The sequence below is a fragment of the Mycobacterium sp. genome (assembly GCF_025965855.1).
Lineage (GTDB): Bacteria > Actinomycetota > Actinomycetes > Mycobacteriales > Mycobacteriaceae > Mycobacterium.
This window is the reverse complement of record NZ_JAOPWB010000135.1, coordinates 1-17,037: the sequence shown is the minus strand read 5'-3', so window position 1 is coordinate 17,037 and position 17,037 is coordinate 1. Positions and strand designations below refer to the sequence as shown.

Below are 17,037 nucleotides of genomic sequence, written 5' to 3'. Positions count from 1 at the left end.
GCAGGCTCCCGTCAGGAATGGGGCGGTTGCTGGCCATTCTGGCCGCCGAGCAGCCCGTTGAGGATGCCCAGAGTGCCCTGCACGCCTGCAGGCGGTGTACTAGCGGGCGGAGCGGCGTCGGGAGTCAGCTGCCAGGGCTGGCAGCCCGTTGTCTTGAACGATTTGTCGCCCGGATCGATCTGCACTACCTGCGGCTTTTTACTCAGCGCGTTATCGATGAGGTTGCCGTCGGGGTTACCCAGCCGCTTCCAGTAGCACGTCCCGTTGCCGACGGGTCCCGCTGAGCTGTAAATCCCCGGCGGGATGTCACTCCCCACCGCGAACGTGCCGTCGTGGTCGATCGTCGTCTTCGGCCCGGGCGGCGGCGTCGGCTCCGGATCGGCGCCGGCGACCGCCACGGACGCGGTCGCCGCCCAGCCCGCAACCAGCAGTCCGGCGGCGACGTATCGTGCCGCGACCGGTGCGCCTGCTTTAAACCTCATAGAACAGCAGCGTACCGGGCTGAGCAGCCCATTTCACATCTGTGTTGTCGCGCGCACACCGAGGACCGGTTGGATGGCTCGACCGCTGTTGAAGCTCGGCGACCACGGCCAGTGGCCACGCCAGTCGGACCACACCAGTTGGAGGCCCCTTACCTCGCTCCCGTAGATGGCGATCGCGGCGTTCAGGTGCGCGTCGGGGTGTTCGACCTCAACGACTTCGACAAGAGTCGGGCCAGGAAGCGTGAGTCGGGCGCCGGGTTTGGGCACATCGACATCCCAGGCCGCCTCCGCTGCTGCTTCGGCAATGCCGCCCAGCAACTCGAGCGCCCGCTCCGGGGAGATGCCGGTCATCAAGAACTCGGGCAACCCGTGGCGGGTCATGCCGATCGTGTATGCGTACGGAATTCGATCGTCCTCGACGTACTGCACCGTCCAGCCTCGGCCGCGAATCTTCCCGCGGATCACGTCGAGGTAGTCGTCTACGGCGCTGCCCGGGTGGTCGCACATCCAGCACATCGCAAGTCCCCTTTCATCGTGCTTGCCGCCACGATGCACCCAGGGTCTGACATGTTTGGTGTCGCTCGCTGAGCGTGCGTGTCTGTACGACGACACGCCGCATCGGCTGTACAAATGCGCACGCTCGCAATGCACCAGAGGCTTGCTTACGTCAGCCGACGCACCTTGCCGGCGTAACCCAGCGCATGCTCGTACGTCTCGAGGTTGTCGCGAGAAATCTTCGCGTGCACGGGACGCTCGAGGAAGAAGCGCAGCACCGGGTTGTAGGCGTGGTAGGTCTCGTGGAAGGTCAGCACGGTGGTGCCGTCGGGCTGCTCCTCGAGTTGGTGATAACCCTCCGCGCGGGACCACAGTGGCGCACCGACCGCCACGTAGCGCGACAGCTTGTTCGTCTCCGCCTCGGTCACCGTCTCCCACGACCGCGCCCTGCCACCGGTAAGCAGGTACTTGGGCACTTCGAAGATGCAGGTGCGGACCAGGCCCTCGCCGGCCTCGTTGCCTTCGTTGAGGATTTCCATGCTGCCGGAGGGCCACTCGAGGACCCGCGGCCGCGGCGCGTTCGGCGGCGCCGGCGGATGAAGCACCCGCCATACCTTCCTCGGCGGCGCATCGACGTGGAATCGCACGGTGTAGGACTGCATCAGCTTGCTCCCCAGCTATTCCAGAAGGTGACGGTCTCCGCGGGCGGCCGCGAGGCCGGCCGGAAGTCAGTGCCGATGGTGTAGGCGACCGGGAACAGCGCGGCCTGGGTGGCCGTGGGCGGAATGCCGAGCAACTCGGCCACCTCCTGCTCCTTGGCCAGGTGCATCGTCGTCCAGACCGATCCCAGCCCGCGGGACCGCAGGGCCAGCAGGAAGCTCCAGCCGGCCGGGATGATCGATGCCCACGACGACGCCGCCGTCAGCAGATTGGTGTTATCGATGCGGTTATCCAGGCAGGGGATGACGTGCACGGGCACCCGCGCCAGCGTGTCGGTCAGGGCCAGTGCGCCGGCGTACACGCGCTGGGTCTGCGGATCCGAGGCCTCCTTGGCCGCGGAAGCCAGATATTCGGCACCGACGCTTCGATAGATGTCGCCGATCGCGGCGCGCTTGTCGGGGTCGGTGATCACCAGCCATCGCCAGTCCTGCGCGTTGCTTGCCGTGGGCGCCTGCGTCGCGAGCCGTATGCACTCGAGGATCACCTCGCGACCGACCGGCCGGTTCAGGTCGAGGCGTCTGCGCACTGCCCGCGTGGTGGTCAGCAACTCGTCGACCGAGGCGATGTCCATTGGATCCTTCGCATTGCTGGTTGAAGGCTGGTTAGAGCTCGATCGCGCAGGACTGGTCGACACCCAGGACGGTCAGCGAACGCCCCAGCCCGAGAAACACCGCGACGCACAGAGTGAGATCGAGAATCTCCTCATCGGAGAACGCCTCCCGCAGCCGCTCGAAGAACGCGTCGTCCATCGACGCGTGGTCGTTGGCGAAGCGCTCCGCGTACTCGATGGCCAGGCGCTGGCGCGGGGTGTAGCCGGGGTAGCTGGCGTACGCGGCGACGTTGTCGTAGAGCTCGGCGGCCACGCCGGCGTCCAGCACCGATTGGGCGCGGAAGTCCGAGCAGGCGACGCAGTCGTTGATCTGAGCGATTCGCATCCGGGCCAGCTCGCGCTCCTCGGCCGGCAGAATGCTCTGCTGGTATGCACCCCGAATCATCCGCTCGACCATGGAGCCCAGCTGCGGTCGAAGCGACCAAATCATGGCGGCTTCGCCACCGGGGCCATCCGGGACGTTTACTCGGGCCATCCGTGAACTCCTGCCCCGTGAAGATCGTTACCTAGTCGAGCAAACCAGATTCTCAACTCGGCTGTCTAGGTCGGCGCTGGCATGCAATTGTGCATACGCATACCCGGCGCGGACCCGAAGATTTGGTCGGCTACGGTCCGTTGATTGAGGGCGTTCATCGGGCGAGCGTCCCATGTTGGGAGGTCTGTGCGTGCTGTTCATGCACGAGGTGCACAAGGTCCGCGGCCGCCTCGAGGATGACTTCGAGGCCACGTTTCGAGAGGGCTGGATGCCCATGCTCGCCGCCGGGAACGACGCGCGGTTGCTGTGGTACACGAACCAGGCGCATGGCAGTGGTCCCGCCTACACAGTGATCACGGTGACCGGCGTTCGCGACGGAGCGGCATGGGAACGGCTGACCGAGCGGGTGCAGAAGGGCGATCTCCAGGAGTGGATGCGCAACCTCGACGAGCTCCGCCATGAGGTCGACGCCAAGCTGCTGGTACCGCTCCCGTGGTCGCCGCTGAAGGAGGTGCGCCTCGACGAGGTGCCGGTCGATGGGCGAGAGCACGAGATGAGCCTCTACATGGAAGACACCATGTGGCCCTACGAGGACAAGTTCGAGGAGTACATCGTCAGATGCGGTGAGGTCTACGCCAAGGGGCTCGACGAACCCTCATCCATGCTGAACATGCACGCCGCATTCCAGCCCGCCCTCGGCAGCCATGTGCGCCGTGAGGTGATCCTGATGCAGCGCATCAGTAGGCCGGAGGCGCTGCTCGATCTGCTCCGGACCCATATCCCCGCCGAGTACCGCGCCCCCGGGACCTGGATGTACGACGCCCTGGACCTGCGCGACCAGTGGACCAGCCGGCTGCTGCGCACCTCCACGTGGTCGCCCCTGTATTAGGACCGCGGATGAACACCGGGACGATCCTCGACGCCGCCGCGACCGGCGATCCCACCCGGGCTGCCCTGATCATCGACGGGCGCACCATCAATTACCGCGAGCTGGCGGCGACGGTGCGGCGGAGCGCCGCCGCCCTGGCGGCCCGGGGCGTGGTTGCCGGCCAGCGCGTCGCGGTCGTCGACAACGGCAGCCTGCTGTCGATCGCGACTTTGCTCGGGGCGGCGCGCATCGGCGCCGCCGCCACGCTGATGAATCCCGCGCTGACGCCGCCGGAGCTACAGGGACTCCTGAAAAGCGCCGGCTGCGCCGATGTGGCGGTCGCGGGGGAGCCGTACGTCGACCGGCTGCGCGACGCGGGTGCACCGACGGTGTTAACGGGGCCCGACCTAACCGGTGACGGACCCGAGCCCGCGCTGCCCGCCGATGACGGGGAAGCCCTGGTGCTGTTTACCAGCGGCACGACCGGACTTCCCAAGGCCGTCGGCATCACCGGCCGGCAGCTCACCGCGCGGATCAGGGGAATGGCGGCGCCGTTCCGGGCGGGCGCCGCACCCGCGGTGGGCATGATGTGTGTCCCGTTCTTCCACGTCGGCGGCGCGCTGGGCACGCTCGGCAGTCTGTACTCGGGCAACACGTCGGTGGTGCAGCCGCGCTTCGACGCCGGCGAGTGGCTGCGGCTGGTGTCGCAGCATCGGGTCACGACCACCTTCATGGTGCCGACGATGCTGCAGCGCATCCTGGATCACCCCGACTTCGCGACCAGCGACCTGACGTCTCTGGTCGCCATCGCGTACGGGGCCGCGGCCGCGCCAATTGCCTTGGTGCGCAGGGCAATGGCCGCGCTTCCGCACGTGGCGTTCGCCAACGTTTTCGGCCAGACCGAGACGCTGGGCGCGTACACGACCCTGCTACCGCAGGATCACCGCGATCCGGCCCGGGCCGGTTCGGTCGGCCGGCCGCTACCCGGGGTCGACGTGCGAGTGGTGGACCCCGCCACCGGCGACGACGTCGCGCCGGGAACGGTCGGCGAGCTGTGGGTGCACACCACCCAGAACGTCACCGAAGGCTGGCTGCACACCGGTGATCTCGCCCGCCAGGATGCAGACGGCTACATCTTCCCGTGCGGCCGGCGCAGTGACACGATCAACCGTGGGGGAGAGAAGTTCGGACCGGTCGAAGTCGAGGAGGCATTGCGTTCGCATCCGGCGGTGAGCGACGTGGCGGTCGCCGGCGTCGCCGACGACGAGCTCGGCCAGCGGGTCGGGGCCGCCGTAGTGGCTTGCGCCCCAGTGACACTCGAGCAGTTGCGATCGCATTGCCGCGAGCTGATCGCCTACTTCAAGCTGCCCGAGCGGCTGGCGATCGTCGACGATATCCCCTACAACGCGACCGGCAAGGTCAGCCGGCGTCAGATCGCCGCGATTATCTTGGATAGTGCCTGAGACCAGGGAGTGCCAGTGCTGTTTCTTCACGAGACCCATAGGGTGGTCGGCGCACGGCAGGAGGAATTCGAAGCCGCCTACCGCGACGGCTGGATGCCCACGCTGGCCAACGAAGACAGTGCCCGGCTGCTGTGGTACACCAACCACGCCCACGGCTCCGGGGTCTCTTACAACGTGGTCACCATTACCGCAATCAGCGACGGCGCGGCGTGGGAAAGCCTGGTCCACCGCGCCCAGACCGGCGACCTTCGGCCATGGATGCGCGAGCTGGACAACCTGCGCCACGAAGTGACGGGCAAGCTACTGCTGCCCGTCTCATGGTCACCGCTGCAGACGGTCGACCTGGCCGGGGTGCCCACCAACGGTGAGACCCACCCGCTGAGCCTGTTCATGGAGGACACCGGGTGGCCCCACGCGCCGCTGGACGACTACATCCGGTCCTGGGACGAGATCTACTATCGGCCGCTGTCCAAGGCGCCGGCCGGTATGCGGATCCTCGACATCCAGGCGTGCTTCCAGGTGGCTCATGGGAGCTACCGCCGGCGAGAAGCCATGCTGTGGCAGAAGATTGACGACTCCAACAACTACGCGGCCCTCGTCCATCTGCTCACCAAGGAGGTCCCGCCCGAGCAACGGGTGCCGGGCAGCTACATGTTCGAGGCGCTGAAGTTTCGCGATCAGTGGGAGAGCCGGCTGCTGCGCACGTCGGACTGGTCACCCCTGTACTGAGCGAACTGCGTGTGCGCTCAGGGCTTTCGGTGTGAGCTCCCCGCGGGGTTCCTCGGCGTGTCGTCGCCATCGGCGCACACACGACGGCTGACCGATTCCAGGAACGGCTCGGTGACGGCGAGAAAGCCGTCGGGATCCGACGAGAAAACCACATGCCCGGTGTCGAGGATCTCCAGCCGGGAACCGGCGATGGCGTCGCGGGTCGCGCGGCCCGCACGCAGCGGTATGGCGATGTCCTTCTTGCCCCACACGACGAGGGTGGGCACGGACAGCTCACCGGCGCGGTCGCGCAGGTCGTGCTCGGGCGTGGCGAAGCTTCGCCACAGTGCCGCTCCAGTGCGGATGCCCTCGGGCGTTTTCGCCACCGCGGTCGCACGCTCGGCGATCCGCCGGTCGTGGTCGGTCCGGGCCTTCATGTAGCCGCGGACGAACAGGGGAGCGGCCCGGCGGAACACCGCCGGCGTGCCGAGCACCCGGCAAAAGCTCCGAACCGATGGAGTCAACGGCACGAACCCGCCCGTGTTGACGAGGACTAGACCCGCGACGCGCTCGGGGCGATTGACCGCCAGCCGCGCGGCCGCAAACCCGCCGACGGAATTCCCGATCAACACCGCCCCCGACAGGCCCAGCCCCTCGACGACGTCTTCGAGTACGTCCGCGAAGAGCGGCGCGCTGGCCTCCAAGGGGGAGTCGACGGGATCGGATTCGCCGTGGCCGGGCCAGTCCACCGCGATGGTGCGATAGTTTCTGGCGAGCGTCTCGACGACAGGGTCGAAGTCATGCCGGTCATGCAGCGCGGCATGCAGCAACAAAACGGTTGGGCCGCTACCGGATTCGTGGTAGGCAACGCGCCCGGCGCGGGTTTGAACAGTCGCCACGGGATTTCCTCTCGTGAGCTTTGACCGACTGGTCGGTCATGGGTTACGCTACATCGATGGGAACGGCCTGACAAGAAGGGACCTGGAATGCAAGCCCCGCCACCCGAAGCGCCCTTTGCGGACAAGATGGCCTACTACCGAACGCAACACACCTCCAAGGGGGTACGGGCCACGCATCTCGTCGGCACGCCGATCATCGCGGCCGGCATGCCGCTGGTTTTCGCCAAGCCAAGGCTCGGTGCGGTTATGTTCGTCGCCGGATGGGCCGTACAGATCCTCGGCCATCGGCTGTTCGAGAAGAACCTCCCGTCGACCCACAAGGGATGGATCACCTATCAACTGACCGGCGTGATCCACGTCTGCGAGCAGTACGGCGAAATGTTGGCCCGCCGCAGCCAGCGCAAAGTCGAGGGCCCGCGGAGGGTCCCGTGAGATCGCCCGAACCGGGACGCAATGCGCTGCTGGACGCGGGACAGCGGCTGCTGGGCTCGGCCGACCTGGCCAGGATCTCCGTCAACGCGATCGTCGCCGAGGCCGGCATGGCGAAAGGCAGCTTCTATCAGCATTGGCCCAGCCGGTCCGAGTATGTGCGGGCATTGCACGCCCGGTTCCATGACGATCTGCAGGACTCGATTGCCGCCGCCATGGGCGACCTGCCGCCCGGCCGCGAGCGGCTCGAGGCGGGGATGGACGCCTACCTCGACGGCTGCCTGGCCGAGCCGGCCACCAAGGCGTTGCTCGTCCAGTCACGCACCGAGGCGGGGCTGAGCGATTTGGTCGCCGCCCGCAACGACAACGCGGCCACACAGATTGCGCCCGATCTGGTCGCACTTGGATGGGCGCCGCCGGAACCGGTTGCCGCGCTGCTGGTCGCGGCGGTCGCCGAGATCGCCCTGATCGAGCTCGCCGCCGGTAAGCGTGACAAGCAGCTACGCCGCGGATTGCTTCGGCTCGCCACCCGCACGCCCACGGATTAGGCGAGCGACGCCAATCCCGAGCGCAGCAGATCCAGGCTCGCGGCCACGAGTTCACCGAGGTCGCCTACGCAGCCGTTGCGGCCCCAATTCTCCACTGCGACAACGAGAGCCGCGGCCAGCGCGGAGCCCGCGACCTCGGCGCCGAGGTCGACGTTCGCCGTCCCCGGGTTGCGGTTGCGGACGAACTCGGTCAGCACCCGGGCAAACGACGATTGCACCACCCGCAGGTGCCCGGCGATGCGTTCCGCACCGATCAGCTCCGCGCGGGCCGTCGCGGCCTGGCGCACCACTTCGAGGTCGTAGGGGAAGGCGGCGACGCTCGCCAGCACCGCGTCGAACAGGGATTCCGAGGCCGGGCGCCGCGCGAGCGCCTCGGCCAGCCATTCCAGTTGTGTCTCGTAGTCCTGGAAGAGCACGGCCTCCTTTGTCGGGAAATGCCGGAAGAACGTGCGCTCGGTGACGCCGGCCTCCCGGGCCAGCTCGGTCACCGTCACGTTGGCAAATCCCTTGCGCGCGAAGCTCTTCAACGCGGCCTGGCGAAGCGCCTCATGCGTCGATCGTCGGCGTTGCTCATGGCGGTTGGTCGGCGCGGTCATGTCACCGCGATGGTATCCCAGCCCGCCGGAATCCGTCATTACTGACATCTTCCAATTATGTCAGTACTGACATATTCTTGTCACGCGCCAACCGAGGGAGGACAAGCGATGACTGACTACGACGCAATCGTCGTTGGGGCCGGACACAACGGGCTGACCGCGGCCGCGATCTTGCAGCGTGCGGGCTTGCGCACGCTGTGCCTGGAAGGCAACACGTATGCGGGCGGCATGGCGGCGACCGTCGAATTGATCGACGGCTTCCGCTACGAGATCGCCGGTTCGGTGCAGTTCCCGACGGCAAGCCAGATCACCAAGGACCTCGGACTGGACACCTTGCCCACGGTGGAACCCGACGTGATGTCCACCAACATCGGCGACCACGGCGAGGAGCCGATGGTCTTCTACCGCGACCCGATGCAACTGATGACGCACCTCGGCGAGAAGCACGGCATCGAAGCGGTGACCGGCATGGCCGAACTGATCGGGTGGAGCCAGGGGCCCGCAAAGGCCCTGGGCCGCTTCGACGTTCGCCAGCCGCCCAAGACCCTCGACGAGATGTATGCCTGCGCGGCCAACGACGCCGAACGGCGGGCGATCCACGAAATGCTGTTCGGGTCGGCGATGGACGTGATCGACCGCTACCTGCCCGACAAGGACAAGCACGCGGTCATGCGGGGGATGCTGGCGTTTCTCGCCATCAATTCCACCTACCGCGGCCCCTACACACCGGGCAGCGCCACCTGCCTGGCGTTCGCTCTGGCAGTCCCCCAGGACGACACAGGCAGCACCGCGATGATGACCAAGCTCAAGGGCGGCATCGGTGCGCTCACCGACCACCTGCGCGAGCTGTTTGTCTCCCACGGCGGCGAGATCCGATTCCGCACCAAGGTGGAGGAGATCCTCGTCGACCACGGTGCGGTGACCGGGGTGCGGTTGCGTGACGGATCGACGATGACCGCACCGATCGTGGTGTCCAACCTCTCGCCCGACACGACCCTGACGGAGCTCATCGCGTCCGAACACGTTCCCGCGGAGCTGGTCTCACGCCTGTCCGGGCGCGATCACCGCGCGTCTTTCGTGCAGATCCACTTCGCCCTTGACGGGCTGCCCGAGTTCGCCCCGCCCTATGAGTTTTTGAACGAGGAGGGCATGCAGCAGTCGGTCGGCATCTTCGGCGCCCCGGAAGAGCAACAGCTGCACTGGGAAAATTGCCGGCGGGGCATCGTCCCGGACAACCCGTCGATGGGCATGCAGATCCCCTCCGTGCACGACCCGAGCATGGCGCCGTCCGGTAAGCACGCGGCGAGCGCGTTCGCCTACGCCTTCCCGGTCGAAGTCGACCGCGACCAGCACGGGCATCTGAAAAACGAGATGGCACAACGGGTCATCGACAAGATCACCAGGCTGGCCCCGAACTTCAAGGACATCGTGATTCGCCAAATCACGTTTGCGCCGTACCACATGAACACCATGTTCGGCGCACCCTCAGGCGACTTCTGCCATGGGCTGCTGCATCCGGACCTGATGGGACCCAACCGCCCCGGCCCCAAGGGATTCCTCGACTTTCCGATTCCGATCGGCGGCCTCTACCTCGGCGGCGCGGGATGCCATGGAGGGCCGGGCATCACGTTCACGCCCGGATACAACGCGGGCTATCAGGCGCTCGACGACATGGCCTGAGGCGTTTCAGGGTGTGCAGGCGGGTTCCAGGGGAAGCGCCGGGCCGCCGGATTGCAGGGACAGCAGGTACAGGTAGGTCGCGAGCGAATGTTCGCATGACAGTGTGTATTTGACCAGGGCCTTCGGCGGAAGCGGCACCAACCGAACCGGGTTCAGCCAGTACGGATTTAGTACGTGCTCATAGTCCAAGGGGGGCGGCAGCGCGGTGGCGATGTCCAGGCGGTTTGCGATGCGGGACGAGTTCTTGACCACCTGGTCGTAGGTGCTCGCGAACAGCGAATCCCCGGTGCGCGGACTGCCATAGGTGTAAACGGCCGGACCGGTAAATGCCGTGTTCGCCGCCACGTCGAGGGCGAGCAGCGTTGCCAGGGCTCCTCCCAGGCTGTGCCCGCAGATCGTCACGGAGCCGACGGCCTGCGGGAACGGAAGCTTCGGCAGCGCGTTGACCACCGTCGGCGAATCCGGCTTGGCCCCGGTCCGCAGGGACTCGTACATGTCGGTGAAGCCGTCTTCCGTGTGGCCGGCGCCGGCCAGGAACGGACATGGCACCTGGAAAAACTCGGCGTCGTGAATCCATTCCAGCGTTCCCTCGGTGCCGCGGATCGCGATCGCCACGTCACCGGTTTTGTCTTCTTGGCAGATCAGTCCGATGGACACTTCATTCTCGGCCCGGCTCGGATTCATGTCGGTTGCCAGATCGTTGGCGTAGATCGTCTTGACCACGGTGTAGTCGACGCCGCCGGCGCTCACGGCCTGACCGGCCTTGTCCGTCAAATCGCCGGGCGACGTCGCGTAGGTCGCGTTGACGAGCTGGCCGAATTGGATTGCCTTCGTTACGTCCAATGCCGGTAGCGTCGGCATGGCGCCCGCTTGGGTCATCAGCCTTGGAACGTTCCGGTGGACTGCGCCTGCCCCGCCGCGGCCCGCGTTATCGCCTGTGCCGCCGGCACCCCGACGAGCCCCGCGGGGAGCTGGTAGGTGGCGGGAAGCTGATAGAGGGTGAACCGGTAGTGGTGCACCCCGGTGCCCGCCGGGGGGCAGGGCCCGCTGTAGCCGGCCTCCCCGGCCGAGTTCGGCAGGCTGCTGCCTCCGGCGGGAGTCTGGCCATCCGCGGTGCTTCCGGGACCGGGTGGGATTCCAGCGACGATCCAGTGCACGTAGGGCCCGCGCGGCGCGTCCGCGTCGTCGACGACCAGCGCCCCTCCCAACGGCGCCGACCACACCAACGGTGGCGCGACGTTGGCCCCCTTGCAGGTGTACTGCGCGGGGATCGGCGCACCGTCGGGGAACGCCGGGCTGCTGATCGTCAGCGGCCCGTCGGCGGGCGCCTGCGCGATGGTCCGGCCGAGGGTCGTCACCTTCGGTGTCAGCGGGCCCGTGGTCCGGCTGCCACCCTGACCGCCGCAGGCGACCAGCGCGACGAGGAGCGCCAGCCCGGCCGTGACCGACGCGATGCGGTGAAACGTGCTCGCCAGTGTCGATTTCATACAGGACAGTGTCGCTCGCCGGCGGTCGGTCCGAAAGGGCCGTTCGGAGCCTAGTTGCCGCCCTTGACTTCGAGGACGCGCTTACGCAAGCCGTCGGTTGCCGTCTCCATCAGCCCCTTGGCACCCCTTTTGACCAGGAATCCCGGGACCGGCGCGGAGAGATCCACGGTCAGGTCGAAACGCACCCGGGTGGCATCGCCGTCGGGCGTCAGGGTGTAGCGGCCCTCCTGCGCGCGCTGCTGTTTGGAGCTCTCGAGCGTCCAGCCCACGCCGTCGTCGTGGACGGAATAGTCGAGCACCTGCTCGTCGCTGACGCCCACGATTTTCACCGTTTGCCGCGATTTGCTCGGATGGCCCTCCCCGTCGCGCTCCAGGATTTCGACCTTCTTGTGAAACGAGGACCATTCGGTTAACGACTCGAGGTCGAGCAGCACGTCCATGATTTCCTCCGGCGTCGCGTCGATGACGACTTCGCGGGAATCGGTGATAGCCATGGGGGATAAATAGCCACTGTCACTGCGCTAAAAACGCTAGAACTCAGGGCACCAGCACGACCTTGCCGACGTTCTCCCGGGCCGCCAGGATCCGGTGCGCTTCCGGCGCCTCGGCGAAGGGGACCGCCGCATGGACGACGGGGGCGATCGTGCCGTCGTCGAGCGCCTTGGCCAGCGGAGTGATCCAGGGCTCGAGCGTGCCGCGGTCGTCCCACAGCCGCAGCATGTTGATGCCGATCACGGCCTTCGACTCCGAGAGCTGGTCGAGCAGGTTGAACCCGCGCAGCATCGACAACGCGTGCGGCGCGGCCGCGCGCAGCGAACGCTTCTCGCCGTGCTGCATGTTCGAAACGCCATAGCCCACAAGCCTTCCGCCCGGGCGCAGCAGCGCATAGGACCGCCGCAGCGACGTGCCGCCCAGCGCGTCGAGCACCAGATCGTAGGGGTCGAGGCCCTTCCACCAGCCGTCGCGGCGGTAGTCGATGGCCCGGTCGACGCCCAGCTCGGCCAACTTTTGGTGCTTTCCGGGCGACGCGGTGCCGTGCACCTCGGCCCCGGCGGCCTTGGCGAATTGGACGGCGGCGATGCCGACCCCGCCGGCGGCGGCGTGCACCAGCACCCGCTCGCCGGCGCGCAGCGACCCATAACCGTGCAGCGCCGCCCAGGCGGTCGCGTAGTTCACCGGGACGGCGGCGCCCTGTTCGAAGCTCAACGCATCGGGGAGCGTCACGGAATCGTTCGCCGCCACGTTGACGATCTCGGCGTAGCCACCGAATCGCGTGCCGGCCAGCACGCGTTCGCCCACGCGGTCGGGGTCGACACCATCGCCGACGGCCTCGACGGTCCCGGCGACTTCGTAGCCAACCACCGCCGGGAGTTTCGGCGCGTCGGGATACATGCCGACGCGGGCGAGGTGGTCGGCGAAGTTGACCCCCGCCGCCCGTACGGCGACCCGCAGCTGTCCCGGGCCCGGGGGTGGCGGGTCCGGCCGCTCCTGCACCCGCAGGACCGACGGGTCGCCGTGCTTGGTGATGACGACTGCGCGCATCGTGTTCCCTCGTGTTCTTTTCAAACCCGCGAGCGGATCTACCCGCTGATCGTCGCACACGCCGCCAAGCGGCTCATCCCCGCGCGGCGGCCTCGGCGAGGCGGGGGAGAACGACGTCGCGCCAGCCGTGGCCCATGCGGTCGAAGGCCTCGGCCATCCTCTTGTCGCTCAGGTCAAAACCACTGTGCTCCAAGAACACCCGAGTGCCGCTACCTTCCGGCTCGAGCCGCCAGCTCAGCGTCCAGGCCTCGGTGAACGTGTAGACGAAGCGGTGCGGGGGATCCACCTCGAGCACCTTGCAGGGTTGCTTGCCGTAGCCCGGCATCTCCAGGGTGAACTGGTGGCCAACCACCGCGGCCACTTCACCCTCGGCCCACCACAGTCGCATCAGCGCCGGTTCGGTCAGCAGCCGCCAGACCTTCTCCGGTGGCGCCGCGACGAATTGGTCCACGCGGATCGTCACGGGCGTTTTGCCCGCCCGGTGTGTCTCGGTCATTCCAGCTCCTCTGCTGCCTCGGCGAGCCCGGCCAGTCGAGCACGCCAGAACTTCTCGAACGGATGCAGCCACTGACCCAGCTCTGCCAGCGGTTGCGCGGTCAGGCGGTAGATGCGCCGGCGGCCTTGCGGCTCGTCGGCCACCAGCCCGGCGTCACGCAGCACCTTGAGGTGCTCGGCGACGGCCGGGCGGCTGAGCTCGAACCGGTCGCTGAGTTCCCCCGCGGACAACGGTCGTCCGGCCAGGATCTCCAGCAGCTCCCGCCGCACCGGGTTGGCCACGGCAAGAAAGACGCGATCGGCGGCGGCCACGCCGGCAATATATGTCGGAAATTCCCGACATGTCAACTTTTTCCGACGCGTTCTGCTGCCGTGCCGCGGGCGCGGCTACCGTCCTTGTTGTGCATTTCGCTTGGGAGCAGCTCACCGCCGGCGTGCATCGCTGTCGCCTCCCGTTCTGCGACGTCACGATCGGGCTGGTGCTCGGCCGGACCGGGACGCTGCTCGTCGACACCGGCACCACGCTCGTCGAAGCCGCCGCGATCGACGCCGACGTCCGCCGCATTGCGGGGCGCCCGGTTACGCATGTTGTGTTGACGCACAAGCACTTCGATCACGTCCTGGGCTCGTCGGCGTTCGCAGACGCCTCCGGAACAAACGTGTATTGCGCACCCGAGGTCGTCGAGTGCCTATCGACGGCGACCGACCAGCTTCGCGCCGACGCGCTGGGCAACGGCGCGGACGCCTTCGAGATCGACCGCGCGATCGCGGCCCTGCGCCCTCCGCAACACGCGATCAATGACGCCGTCATCGACCTCGGGGACCGCACCGCAACGGTCGCGCACCCGGGCCGTGGCCACACCGCGTCGGATTTGGTGGTCGTGGCGTCGGACGATGGCGACGGCCGGGTCGTGGTGTTCACCGGCGACCTCGTCGAGGAATCCGCCGACCCCGCGATCGACGCCGATTCCGATTTGGCGGCCTGGCCGGCGACGCTTGATCGGGTGCTCGCGATCGGCGGGCCCCAAGCCATCTATGTCCCGGGCCACGGGACGACCGTCGACGCCGAGTTCATCCGTCGGCAGCGGGATTGGTTGAAGGCACGTGGCAGGCGGCGATGAGGGCGTCCGGGTCGTTGACGCTGATCCATAACGAGCGCAGCGGCATCGACATCTTCCAGAATTTCGCCCGCGCCGGTGGCTCGATCGTCAACGCTTTGCTGGTTCGCGGTGTTCCGTCCACGAAAAGTATTGCAGCGCAGGGTCTCGGATGACCGCGCCTCGCAGCGACCCGGAATGTCGGAGTACGCCAAGGCAACGGTTTTGGCTCGGGACCATCGACCCCTGATTGAACCGCCATGTCCGGGGATAAACTCACGAACAGCGGAATCTGCTGAAGAGGAGCGTAACCCCATGGCCATCATCGAAACGGACACACCTGTCCGCACGCCGTTCGAGCAGGACGTCGAGGCTACGCAGCGATACTTCGAGGGTTCGCGCTTTGCCGGGATCACCCGCTTGTACACGGCCCGCCAGGTCGCCGAGCAGCGCGGCATCATTCCGACCGACTACACCGTGGCGCGAGAAGCGGCGGCGGCGTTTTATGACCGGCTGCGCGAACTCTTCGCGGCGAAGAAGAGCATCACGACGTTCGGCCCGTATTCGCCCGGTCAGGCGGTGAGCATGAAGCGGATGGGGATCGAGGGGATCTACCTCGGCGGATGGGCGACCTCGGCCAAGGGCTCAACGACCGAAGACCCCGGACCCGACCTCGCGAGCTATCCGTTGAGCCAGGTGCCCGACGACGCGGCGGTGCTCGTGCGCGCGCTCCTCACCGCCGACCGGAATCAGCAATACCAGCGTCGACAGATGAGCGAGCGGCAGCGCGCCACCGCCAAGCAATACGACTTCCGGCCGTTCATCATCGCCGACGCTGACACTGGCCACGGCGGCGACCCGCACGTGCGCAACCTCATCCGACGTTTCGTCGAGGTCGGCGTTCCCGGATATCACATCGAGGACCAGCGTCCGGGTACCAAGAAGTGCGGTCATCAGGGCGGCAAGGTGCTGGTGCCGTCGGACGAACAGATCAAGCGCCTCAACGCCGCCCGCTTCCAGCTCGACGTCATGCGGGTGCCCGGCATCATCGTCGCGCGCACCGACGCCGAGGCGGCCAACCTGATCGACAGCAACTCCGACGAGCGCGATCAGGCGTTCCTGCTGGGAGCGACCAACCTGGACATTCCTTCCTACAAGGGCTGTTTCCTGGCGCTGGTGCGGCGCTTCTACGAGCTGGGCGTCAAGGAGCTCAACGGTCACCTCCTATATGCCCTTGCCGAGGGCGAGTACGGCATCGCCCACGCGTGGCTGGAGCGGCAGGGCATCCTGGGCCTGGCCTCCGACGCCGTCAACACCTGGCGGGAGAACGGTAAGGACACGATCGACGACCTCTTCGACCAGGTCGAGTCGCGGTTCGTGGCCGCCTGGGAGGACGACGCCGGGCTGATGACCTACCACGATGCCGTAGCGGAATTCCTCGCATTCGGCGAACGCGAAGGCGAGCCGGCGAGCATGAGTCCCGAGGAGTGGCGGAAGTTCGCCGCGCGGACATCCCACTACGCAGCCCGCGAGAAGGCGAGGGAGCTGGGCGTCGACCCGCCGTGGAGCCCCGAGCTGGCAAGGACCCCCGAAGGGTACTACCAGGTCCGCGGCGGCATTCCGTACGCGATCGCCAAGTCGCTCGCGGCCGCGCCGTTCGCCGACATCCTCTGGATGGAAACGAAGACAGCGGATCTCGCCGACGCCCGGGAGTTCGCCGAGGCCATCCACGCCCAGTTCCCCGAGCAGATGCTGGCCTACAACCTTTCGCCGTCGTTCAACTGGGACACCACCGGCATGACCGACGAGGAGATGAAGCAGTTCCCCGAAGAGCTCGGGAAGATGGGCTTCGTCTTCAACTTCATCACCTATGGCGGCCATCAGATCGACGGCCTCGCCGGCGAGGAGTTCGCGCGCGCGCTCCGCGAGGAGGGCATGCTCGCCCTCGCGCGCTTGCAGCGTAAATTCCGGCTCCTCGAGTCGCCGTACCGCACGCCGCAGACGCTCGTTGGCGGCCCGCGCGCCGACGCCGGCCTGATGGCGCTCGCCGGGCGGACCGCCACGACGAAGGCGATGGGCAAGGGCTCGACGCAGTTCCAGCACATCGTGCTCACCGAGGTCCCGCCGAAGCTGCTCGAGGAGTGGCTCGACCTGTGGCGCGCGAAGCATGGCCTGAGCGGGAAGCTGAAGGTCTCGCTCAAGCCGCACACCTCGGGCTCGGAGCTCCTGGAGCTCGCCATCCTTGGCGCGAGCGGCGAGAAGGCAGCGAACGTGATCTTCGACAAGATCCAGGATCGACGGGGCCGTAATATCCTATCGATCCGCGACCAGAACACCTTCGATACCCAACTGCGCAGGAAGCGTCTCATGACGCTGGCGCAGCTGTTCCTCATCCATCGTTACAAGATCGGCTCGGTGCACTACCTCACGCCCACCGACGACA

22 protein-coding genes are annotated in these 17,037 nt (G+C 67.2%); 9 read left to right on the top strand and 13 right to left on the bottom strand.

Translation table 11 applies throughout. The features are described 5' to 3' along the window. Nucleotides 1–11: 11 nt before the first annotated feature. The 5 genes from JWP83_RS10420 to JWP83_RS10400 form a co-directional block, all read right to left on the bottom strand. Nucleotides 12–482, bottom strand: coding sequence for a hypothetical protein (locus JWP83_RS10420; RefSeq protein WP_297729715.1), 471 nt, complete (start codon nucleotides 480–482; stop codon nucleotides 12–14). Between the two features lie 33 nt (nucleotides 483–515). Beyond that, on the bottom strand, nucleotides 516–989 hold the full coding sequence (locus JWP83_RS10415; protein WP_297729713.1) for a DUF4262 domain-containing protein: 474 nt from the start codon (nucleotides 987–989) through the stop codon (nucleotides 516–518). Between the two features lie 155 nt (nucleotides 990–1,144). Further along, a complete protein-coding gene (locus JWP83_RS10410; RefSeq protein ID WP_297729710.1) occupies nucleotides 1,145–1,639 on the bottom strand; it encodes an SRPBCC family protein in 495 nt (164 codons plus the stop codon). Beyond that, on the bottom strand, nucleotides 1,639–2,268 hold the full coding sequence (locus JWP83_RS10405; RefSeq protein WP_297729707.1) for a nitroreductase family protein: 630 nt from the start codon (nucleotides 2,266–2,268) through the stop codon (nucleotides 1,639–1,641). The genes JWP83_RS10410 and JWP83_RS10405 overlap by 1 nt, the downstream gene beginning before the upstream one ends. 31 nt (nucleotides 2,269–2,299) lie before the next feature. Next, nucleotides 2,300–2,782, bottom strand: a complete 483-nt coding sequence (locus JWP83_RS10400) for a carboxymuconolactone decarboxylase family protein (protein ID WP_297729704.1) — start codon at nucleotides 2,780–2,782, stop codon at nucleotides 2,300–2,302. A 172-nt stretch (nucleotides 2,783–2,954) separates the two neighbouring features. On the opposite strand from JWP83_RS10400, the gene JWP83_RS10395 reads away from it, so the two are divergent. Genes JWP83_RS10395 through JWP83_RS10385 form a run of 3 tightly spaced genes read left to right on the top strand, consistent with a single transcriptional unit; the run spans nucleotide 2,955 to nucleotide 5,842 of the window. Beyond that, nucleotides 2,955–3,671, top strand: coding sequence for a hypothetical protein (locus JWP83_RS10395; RefSeq protein WP_297729701.1), 717 nt, complete (start codon nucleotides 2,955–2,957; stop codon nucleotides 3,669–3,671). Nucleotides 3,672–3,679: 8 nt separating this feature from the next. After that, nucleotides 3,680–5,113, top strand: a complete 1,434-nt coding sequence (locus JWP83_RS10390) for a class I adenylate-forming enzyme family protein (RefSeq protein ID WP_297729698.1) — start codon at nucleotides 3,680–3,682, stop codon at nucleotides 5,111–5,113. Nucleotides 5,114–5,128: 15 nt separating this feature from the next. Beyond that, complete coding sequence (locus JWP83_RS10385; protein ID WP_297729695.1) at nucleotides 5,129–5,842, top strand: hypothetical protein; 714 nt, start codon at nucleotides 5,129–5,131, stop codon at nucleotides 5,840–5,842. 17 nt (nucleotides 5,843–5,859) lie between these two features. Here JWP83_RS10385 and JWP83_RS10380 read toward each other — a convergent pair whose 3' ends face one another. Next, nucleotides 5,860–6,720, bottom strand: coding sequence for an alpha/beta hydrolase (locus tag JWP83_RS10380; RefSeq protein WP_297729692.1), 861 nt, complete (start codon nucleotides 6,718–6,720; stop codon nucleotides 5,860–5,862). 87 nt (nucleotides 6,721–6,807) lie between these two features. Here JWP83_RS10380 and JWP83_RS10375 point away from each other — a divergent pair, with 87 nt between their 5' ends. Together JWP83_RS10375 and JWP83_RS10370 are read left to right on the top strand one after the other, a co-directional pair. After that, the gene (locus JWP83_RS10375) at nucleotides 6,808–7,152 is read left to right on the top strand and encodes a DUF962 domain-containing protein (RefSeq protein WP_297729689.1); all 345 of its coding nucleotides are present in this window, start codon (nucleotides 6,808–6,810) and stop codon (nucleotides 7,150–7,152) included. Next, entirely contained in the window at nucleotides 7,149–7,697 is a 549-nt protein-coding gene (locus JWP83_RS10370; protein WP_297729686.1) for a TetR/AcrR family transcriptional regulator, read from the top strand. The genes JWP83_RS10375 and JWP83_RS10370 overlap by 4 nt, the downstream gene beginning before the upstream one ends. Here JWP83_RS10370 and JWP83_RS10365 read toward each other — a convergent pair. Beyond that, a complete protein-coding gene (locus JWP83_RS10365) occupies nucleotides 7,694–8,293 on the bottom strand; it encodes a TetR/AcrR family transcriptional regulator (RefSeq protein ID WP_297729760.1) in 600 nt (199 codons plus the stop codon). The two genes, JWP83_RS10370 and JWP83_RS10365, sit on opposite strands and share 4 nt — an antisense overlap. Nucleotides 8,294–8,401: 108 nt before the next feature. On the opposite strand from JWP83_RS10365, the gene JWP83_RS10360 reads away from it, so the two are divergent. Continuing rightward, nucleotides 8,402–9,973, top strand: coding sequence for an NAD(P)/FAD-dependent oxidoreductase (locus tag JWP83_RS10360; protein WP_297729683.1), 1,572 nt, complete (start codon nucleotides 8,402–8,404; stop codon nucleotides 9,971–9,973). 6 nt (nucleotides 9,974–9,979) lie between these two features. Here the strand turns inward: JWP83_RS10360 and JWP83_RS10355 are convergent, their stop codons facing one another. The 6 genes from JWP83_RS10355 to JWP83_RS10330 form a co-directional block, all read right to left on the bottom strand. Then, nucleotides 9,980–10,852: a lipase family protein gene (locus JWP83_RS10355; RefSeq protein ID WP_297729680.1), complete on the bottom strand. Its 873-nt coding sequence runs from the start codon at nucleotides 10,850–10,852 to the stop codon at nucleotides 9,980–9,982. Continuing rightward, nucleotides 10,852–11,460 (bottom strand): YbhB/YbcL family Raf kinase inhibitor-like protein, encoded by a 609-nt coding sequence (locus JWP83_RS10350; RefSeq protein WP_297729677.1) that lies wholly within the window; start codon nucleotides 11,458–11,460, stop codon nucleotides 10,852–10,854. The genes JWP83_RS10355 and JWP83_RS10350 overlap by 1 nt, the downstream gene beginning before the upstream one ends. Nucleotides 11,461–11,510: 50 nt before the next feature. Beyond that, a complete protein-coding gene (locus JWP83_RS10345) occupies nucleotides 11,511–11,954 on the bottom strand; it encodes an SRPBCC family protein (RefSeq protein ID WP_297729673.1) in 444 nt (147 codons plus the stop codon). Between the two features lie 43 nt (nucleotides 11,955–11,997). Next, entirely contained in the window at nucleotides 11,998–13,002 is a 1,005-nt protein-coding gene (locus JWP83_RS10340) for a medium chain dehydrogenase/reductase family protein (protein ID WP_297729670.1), read from the bottom strand. A 73-nt stretch (nucleotides 13,003–13,075) separates the two neighbouring features. Beyond that, nucleotides 13,076–13,498, bottom strand: coding sequence for an SRPBCC domain-containing protein (locus tag JWP83_RS10335; RefSeq protein WP_297729667.1), 423 nt, complete (start codon nucleotides 13,496–13,498; stop codon nucleotides 13,076–13,078). Continuing rightward, on the bottom strand, nucleotides 13,495–13,809 hold the full coding sequence (locus tag JWP83_RS10330) for a metalloregulator ArsR/SmtB family transcription factor (RefSeq protein WP_297729664.1): 315 nt from the start codon (nucleotides 13,807–13,809) through the stop codon (nucleotides 13,495–13,497). The genes JWP83_RS10335 and JWP83_RS10330 overlap by 4 nt, the downstream gene beginning before the upstream one ends. An 89-nt stretch (nucleotides 13,810–13,898) precedes the next feature. Here JWP83_RS10330 and JWP83_RS10325 point away from each other — a divergent pair, with 89 nt between their 5' ends. From JWP83_RS10325 to JWP83_RS10315, 3 genes are all read left to right on the top strand, one after another. Beyond that, complete coding sequence (locus JWP83_RS10325) at nucleotides 13,899–14,618, top strand: MBL fold metallo-hydrolase (protein ID WP_297729757.1); 720 nt, start codon at nucleotides 13,899–13,901, stop codon at nucleotides 14,616–14,618. Nucleotides 14,619–14,632: 14 nt separating this feature from the next. Beyond that, nucleotides 14,633–14,770, top strand: coding sequence for a hypothetical protein (locus tag JWP83_RS10320; RefSeq protein WP_297729661.1), 138 nt, complete (start codon nucleotides 14,633–14,635; stop codon nucleotides 14,768–14,770). Nucleotides 14,771–14,909: 139 nt separating this feature from the next. Beyond that, nucleotides 14,910–17,037, top strand: a 2,128-nt coding sequence (locus tag JWP83_RS10315; protein WP_297729754.1) for an isocitrate lyase family protein, incomplete at its 3' end; no start/stop codon positions are given.